The organism is Hyalangium sp. (assembly GCF_045802625.1).
Lineage (GTDB): Bacteria > Myxococcota > Myxococcia > Myxococcales > Myxococcaceae > Hyalangium.
In genome coordinates this window covers 1-6,137 of record NZ_JBJMQP010000064.1, presented here as the reverse complement: position 1 = coordinate 6,137, position 6,137 = coordinate 1, and the positions used below count along the sequence as shown (strand labels likewise).

At 68.8% G+C, this 6,137-nt stretch carries 7 protein-coding genes; 5 read left to right on the top strand and 2 right to left on the bottom strand.

The window, feature by feature from the left end; translation table 11 throughout:
- On the top strand, positions 1-186 hold a 186-nt coding region (locus ACJ8AT_RS13145), incomplete at its 5' end, for an FHA domain-containing protein (protein WP_407738049.1).
- 45 nt (positions 187-231) lie between these two features.
- Here ACJ8AT_RS13145 and ACJ8AT_RS13140 read toward each other — a convergent pair.
- Entirely contained in the window at positions 232-873 is a 642-nt protein-coding gene (locus ACJ8AT_RS13140; RefSeq protein ID WP_407738048.1) for a hypothetical protein, read from the bottom strand.
- 200 nt (positions 874-1,073) lie between these two features.
- Between ACJ8AT_RS13140 and ACJ8AT_RS13135 the strand changes: the two genes are divergently transcribed.
- The gene (locus tag ACJ8AT_RS13135) at positions 1,074-1,517 is read left to right on the top strand and encodes a hypothetical protein (RefSeq protein WP_407738047.1); all 444 of its coding nucleotides are present in this window, start codon (positions 1,074-1,076) and stop codon (positions 1,515-1,517) included.
- A gap of 94 nt (positions 1,518-1,611) precedes the next feature.
- Positions 1,612-2,529, top strand: coding sequence for a peptidoglycan-binding domain-containing protein (locus ACJ8AT_RS13130; protein WP_407738046.1), 918 nt, complete (start codon positions 1,612-1,614; stop codon positions 2,527-2,529).
- 39 nt (positions 2,530-2,568) lie between these two features.
- On the opposite strand, the gene ACJ8AT_RS13125 is transcribed toward ACJ8AT_RS13130, so the two are convergent.
- On the bottom strand, positions 2,569-3,720 hold the full coding sequence (locus ACJ8AT_RS13125; RefSeq protein ID WP_407738045.1) for an FAD-dependent monooxygenase: 1,152 nt from the start codon (positions 3,718-3,720) through the stop codon (positions 2,569-2,571).
- Between the two features lie 74 nt (positions 3,721-3,794).
- On the opposite strand from ACJ8AT_RS13125, the gene ACJ8AT_RS13120 reads away from it, so the two are divergent.
- Positions 3,795-4,640, top strand: a complete 846-nt coding sequence (locus ACJ8AT_RS13120) for a metallophosphoesterase family protein (RefSeq protein ID WP_407738044.1) — start codon at positions 3,795-3,797, stop codon at positions 4,638-4,640.
- 66 nt (positions 4,641-4,706) lie between these two features.
- Positions 4,707-6,137 (top strand): hypothetical protein (locus tag ACJ8AT_RS13115; RefSeq protein WP_407738043.1); only part of this gene is annotated, 1,431 nt, incomplete at its 3' end.

Here is a 6,137-nt window from a genome sequence, read left to right as displayed (position 1 = left end):
GTGGCACGGCGGTGCATGTTGACGGATCTGGGCTCGCGCAACGGGACGCTGATCAACGCCGAGTTCATCCGGGACGCGAACACGCTGGTATCGGACGGGGACATGCTGTGCTTCGGGGACGCGGAGTTCTGCTTCCTGGAGACGCGCAGCCTGCTGTCGATGCTCCGGGTGGAGGGGAACTACTGAGGCGAGCTGAACACGCCGTGGAGCCGCGTGCTCCCGCGGGCTGGCTCAAAACCTCCCGGACAGTCCTCCAAACACCCCACCCCGGGGAGTCGCGCCGACCGTGGGCACCACTTGGGGACCGCCATCGGCGGAGGCCGAGAGCGGGCCGTGCCGCACCAGGGCGTTGGAGATCTCGTAGCCCACGATGGCCCCGAGGAGCGGACCCACGATGAGGCCCGTGACGACCGGCCCAGTGCCTCCAGCCGACAGCCCGTACATGAGGCCCGCGCCCGTCCCCAGAAGCGTGCCCGCGAGCGAGGGAAGGAACTCGCCTCTCCCGCCCAGGCTCTCGGCAGCCATCTGCACTCCCAGCGGGATACCCACGAACGTGGCGGGAATGGCGACAAGGAGGACGGTCGCGGCGCACAGGCCTGCATGGTCCGCGGCGCAGTTGAAGTCCTCGAGCGCGGAGGCCCCCGCGAGCAGGCCCACGATGCCCATGCCCACGCCCCCGAGCACTCCTCCAAAGGCCTCCGCCAGGACGCGCGGCACGACGGGATCCGGAGCCTCGTTCTGGGGCCTGTAGTGGTAGGGGATGAGCTCACCAGGAGGAGCCGCCGACTCGGGAGCCGCCGACTCGGGAGGCGGCGGCGCTGGCTCCGCAACGAGCGGTGGCTGGCTCGACTCCCATTCCGAGGACCCATCCACTGGCGCGTCCGAGGGGACCTGGGCGAATCCAACGCTCGCCGACAGCAGGGCAAGGCACAGAACAATGCGGTGGCAGCTCACCCCTACAGTCTAGCTTCTTCTCCGTCACGAAAGGGACACGAGGCCGCGTCTCACGGGCAATGCCGCGGCGCGTCCCACGCGCGTACATGCATGGCCCTGATCAGAGAAGGAGGTACGGCATGACGCGGGAACTCAGGACGTGGGGGCTGTGGCTGGTGCTGGGCGCGCTGCTCGGAGCTTGTGGCTCGAGCAGCAACAACGGTGGCGGTGGCGGCGGTGGCGGAGGAGGAGGAGGTGGCGGCGATGGGGGCAGCGATGGGGGCACCGAGGCCGTCATCACCATCGAGAACTTCACCTTCACCCCGGGCGACCTCTTCGTGAGCCCAGGCACGACGGTCCGGGTGGTGAACCGCGACTCGGCCTCCCACTCCGTCACGAGCGAGGCCATGGACGGAGCCTTCGTCCCGGGAGCGGTGAATGGCGTGTCGTTCGACACCGGCGCGTTCACCGGCGAGCGCACCTTCATGATCCCCACGAGTGCTCCGACCGGGACCACGGTGCCCTATTTCTGCACCGTCCACATGAGCGGCATGCGCAACGCCGGGCATATCATTGTTCAGTAGTGAGCCTTGTATGTCTCACGGTGGACCCGCGGCGCCTCGGGCTCTCCCCTCACGGGTAGAATGAAGCGCAGTCATCGTCACGCTGGGGGGAGACATGGCTTTCAAACTGCTCGAGGCGCAGCTGCGCCGATTATGGGAAGCGAACTGCTTTCAAGTGCCAGTGGATCAAATGGTCTTCTTCGGGCTGCGCGGCTGTCTGCCCTTGGATGACGCAGACCACGAGTTCCGCATGGAACACCACGTGGATCTCACCGAGCCTGACTACACTCACCCGCGCTGCACGCTGGGACAGTGGTACCAGGGGAAGGTAGCGCTGTTCCCGGGCAGCACCGTTCCGCACCGGAAGTACATCGAGAAAGCGATCGCCAAGAACGGTGTCGGGACCAACCAGATGATGCTGGGGTACTACAAGGACTACAGCAAGGGCCGCCACAAGGAGGGCGGGCCGACAGAGCACGAGGCCTTCGTGCAGACCGAGGGGCGCCCTATCCGCCGGACCTCCGATGATTTCGACTACGACGAGGACGACCGCGTCGAGTTCTCCAATCCCTACGACAACCTGCACGCGGCCTGGAGCATGAGTGTCCATGACAGCGACTTCGGCAGCGCGGGCTGCCAGGTCGTCGTCGGTTATCCCCAGTGCCCCAAGCGCGGGGAGAATGGCGAGGCGGGCCCTTGGAAGTCCTTCCGGCAGAACGCCTACCGGCTTACCCAGGACAGCTTCCCTTACGCGCTCCTCACGGGGCGCGACGTGCTGCGCGTCACGCAGGCTGCGCCGGGGACGCTGACTGTCCGGCTTCGCTATGGCTCACAGGGGCCGGTGGTGATGCAGTTGCAAGAGGCGCTCAAGAAGGCGGGATTCTCCGCGGGGGAGATCGACGGGGATTTCGGCAAGCAAACCGCGGCCGCCGTCCTCGCCTATCAGACGGCGAAGTTCGGCCCCCACTGGGATGACGGCGTCGTGGGGCCCATGACGGCAGAGGCGCTGGGGCTCTCCCTCCCGAAGCTCTGAGCACTCAGCCGAGGGAGCTCATCACCTGGCAGGCCGTGCTCAGATCGAAGTGAACGTGAGCACGCGCCGGAGGTTGGCGCGCATGCCGCGCTCGGGGACGAGCTGGAAGAGCCGGTCTCGGGCCCAGCATGCGACGGCGTTCTCCCACTGCCCGATCTGTCCCAGGCGGCGGGACTGGCTCACGAAGCCATTGGCGCGAGGCACGCGGAGCGCCTCGTAGCGGGAGAGCGCCGCGGGCAGCTCCTTCTCCGTGGCCAGGCACCGCGCGAGCACCACCGCGTCCTCCACCGCCTGTCCCCCACCCTGCCCCATGTTCGGGGTCATCGGGTGCGCCGCGTCTCCCAGCAGCGCCACACGCCCGCGAGCCCAGCGCTGAACCGGCGGCCGATCGTGGATGTCCGTGCGCACGATGGCCGCGGCCGGCGTGTTCTCGATCAGCGCGCGGATCGGCTCGTGCCAGCCGGAGAAGCGCGACAGCAGCTCGCCATGGGCGTCCGGAGCGTCAATGCCTCCCGCCGGCAGGTTGGCGGTGGCGAACCAATAGGTGCGCCCCTGGCCCAGCGGAACAATGCCGAAGCGCAGCCCCTGCCCCCAGGTCTCGGCGGTGCTGGACGCATCCGCCAGACCGGGGACCTCACACACCCCGCGCCAGCTCGTGTAGCCCGCGTACCGCGGCTCGCCGTCGTTCAGGAGCTGGGCGCGCACCGTGGAGCGCAGGCCATCGGCGCCCACCAGCAGCTCCCCCCGAACCTCCGTGCCATCCGAGAGCCGGGCGCACACGCCCTCCGCTTCCTCTCGGAAGCCCACCACCTTGATGCCGAGCGTGAGCGGCTCGGGCCCCAGCGCCTCCTGGAGCACCTCCTGGAGCCGGGCCCGATGGATGGCGATCATCGGCGCGCCCAGCTCCTGGGCCATCTCGCTCACCAGCATCGTCCCGAGCGTGTGCCCCCGCCAGTCGAGGATCGCGCCGCGCTGCATGACATGGCCCGCCGCGGCGACGGCGGAGTCGAGCCCGATCGTCCGAAACGCCAGGATCGCGTTGGTCTGCATCGTGATCCCAGCGCCGGCCGGACGGAGCGCGGCGGCCCGCTCGAAGATCCGGACGGAGAACCCCGCCCGTCTCAGCGCCACCCCGAGGGTGAGGCCCCCGATGCCACCCCCCGCGATGAGGATCGTCCGGTTCGTATCCATTCCCCGAGGTGTAGACTCAGCGCCCCGCGCGCACAACTTCGCAACCTCGCCCCGCAACCCCTCGGCCAACGGACATGAAGCTTTACGCCATCAGCGATCTTCACGTCGGAGCCGCCGAGAATCGGGAGGCCGTCGAGGAGCTATCGCCCCATCCAGAAGACTGGCTGATCATCGCCGGGGACGTGGGGGAGACGGGTGAGGACCTCGACTTCACTCTTCGTACGCTCACCCCGCGCTTCCGTCAGCTCATCTGGGTCCCAGGCAACCACGAGCTGTGGACACTGCCTCGCTCCCACCTCCGAGGAGAGGCCAAATACCGGCAGCTCGTCTCCGTCTGCCAGTCGTACGGGGTCCTCACTCCGGAAGATCCCTATCCCCGCTGGCCGGGCGAAGGGCCCCCCCGGATCATCGCCCCGCTCTTCCTGCTCTACGACTACTCGTTCCGGCCAGACGAGGTCCGCGAGGAGGACGCGGTGCAGTGGGCCGCGGACTCTGGGGTGATGTGCACCGACGAGGCGGTGCTCTTCCCCGATCCGTATCCCTCACGCTCCGCATGGTGCGCCGCGCGCTGCGAGCAGGCCCGCGAGCGCCTGGAGGCCATCCCGGCGGAGTACTCGACGATCCTCGTGAACCACTTCCCGCTGCGCAGACACCATGCTCGGCTCCCGCGCATCCCCCGCTTCTCCATCTGGTGCGGCACGCGGAGGACCGAGGACTGGCACCAGCGCTTCCGCGCCGAGGTCGTCGTCACGGGCCACCTGCACATTCCCCTCACCTTCTGGGACGACGGGGTGCGCTTCGAGGAGGTGTCGCTCGGCTATCCGCGCCAGTGGAAGCACCGCCGCGGTATCGATCAGGCGCTCCGGCAGATCCTTCCGGCCACCACGGCCCCCTCTCCCTCGCCGATCTTCCGGGGATGAGGAGCGGCCCTGAGGGGCGGGAGCACCATTGTCGATAGGGGCTCGATGGGGTTTCCTCTGGGCTCCATGCGCTTCCGGATCTTCGTTCTCTCGCTGCTCCTCACCGCCGCCTGCCATACGTCCCAGGAGATGACCGTCACCCAGGACGGCCTGGAGCTCCGAGCGGAAGCCCGGGATGACGCGGCCGTGGTGGAGCGGCTGCCGCTCGGCACGAGGGTCAAGGTCTACGAGGCCCGCTTCTGGGAGAACTCGGCGTGGCACCACATCGAGACCCAGGCGGGCGCGCGGTTCACGAAGCTCGAGGGCCTGGCGCCCTACCCGCTCCAGGGTGAGACGCGGTTCGTCCGGCTGGAGGAGCTGCCCGTGCACGCGACCCGGGATGACTCGGGGCGTGTCGCCGAGACGCTGAAGCTGGGCGACGAGCTCCAGCTCCTGGCTCAGGATCCTCCGGGCACGGCGGAGTACCACGGCGTCATCCGCGGAGGGACGCTGCACGGCTACGTGGACGGGTTCGGCCTCTCCGCCGAGAAGCCTCTCACGCGCAACCTCCTGGCCAGCTCCAGCGAGCTTCTGAAGAAGGGGGACTTCGATCGAGCGAAGCAGCTCGCTCGCGCGGCCCGGGCCATGGCCGAGGGCACTGGCAAGAGCGGCGCGCTCGTGGAGGCACTCACCCGCGCCGAGAAGGAGCCGGAGGCGTTCAAGGACGAGCTGATCGGATTCGGCACCCAGGCCGCCGCCGAGGCGCCTCCGAGCAAGGGCGGGCTGGGCTATGTCGTCCCATACCGGGCCCCGCTCCGTGAGGGGCCGGACCCGCGGGATGACATCCTCACCATGCTCCCGGTGGACGCGGCCGTGGAGGTGCAGGAGATCCAGGGCTCGTGGGCCCAGGTGGCGCTGATCCCGAAGAAGACGCCGTGGATGGCAGTGGACCTCGGGGATCTCGCCAAGGTGGACGCGGGCGAGACCGCGGCGCTCTCGCCGGCCCAGCGGAGCGGACGCGCACGGGGATACATGCAGCTCTCCACGCTCCAGGCGAAGCGTCCGAGCGCTACCGAGCATCTGGCCAAGGTGAACGCGCTCTCGAAGGAGGAGCACGGCGACAAGCGGCTGGAGCTGCTCAAGCGGGCACTGACCGTCGCCGCGCCCCAGGAGGTTCCTCCGGTAGCCACGGCCCTGTTCGACGAAGCCTTCCAGGGCGAGCGGTACCCACTGGCCGTCGCGGCGGCCGTCCGGCTGAAGGAGGCGGATCCGGCAGGGGCCCGGGGCGCCGCGGGCAAGGGGTGGAAGCTCGAGACGGTCACGAGCATCTACGGCTGCTCGGGCTCTCCCCTGGAGTCCCAGATCGAGCAGGTGGACTTCACGCCAGACGGTGAGTTCCCCAAGCCCACGGGCAACGTCTGCGCCCTGGTGACGGGGCTCTCCTCTCCCTGTGACGTGTGCCTCTCGGATCTCTCCGAGTACGACGCCAAGGAGAAACAGAACGTCCTGCGCAACAAG

What these genes read in the sequence shown, in the direction of transcription:
- ACJ8AT_RS13130 (WP_407738046.1), top strand. Translation starts at nt 1,612, where the DNA reads ATGGCTTTCAAACTGCTCGAGGCGCAGCTGCGCCGATTATGGGAAGCG.
- ACJ8AT_RS13120 (WP_407738044.1), top strand. Translation starts at nt 3,795, where the DNA reads ATGAAGCTTTACGCCATCAGCGATCTTCACGTCGGAGCCGCCGAGAAT.
- ACJ8AT_RS13125 (WP_407738045.1), bottom strand. Translation starts at nt 3,720, where the DNA reads ATGGATACGAACCGGACGATCCTCATCGCGGGGGGTGGCATCGGGGGC.
- ACJ8AT_RS13135 (WP_407738047.1), top strand. Translation starts at nt 1,074, where the DNA reads ATGACGCGGGAACTCAGGACGTGGGGGCTGTGGCTGGTGCTGGGCGCG.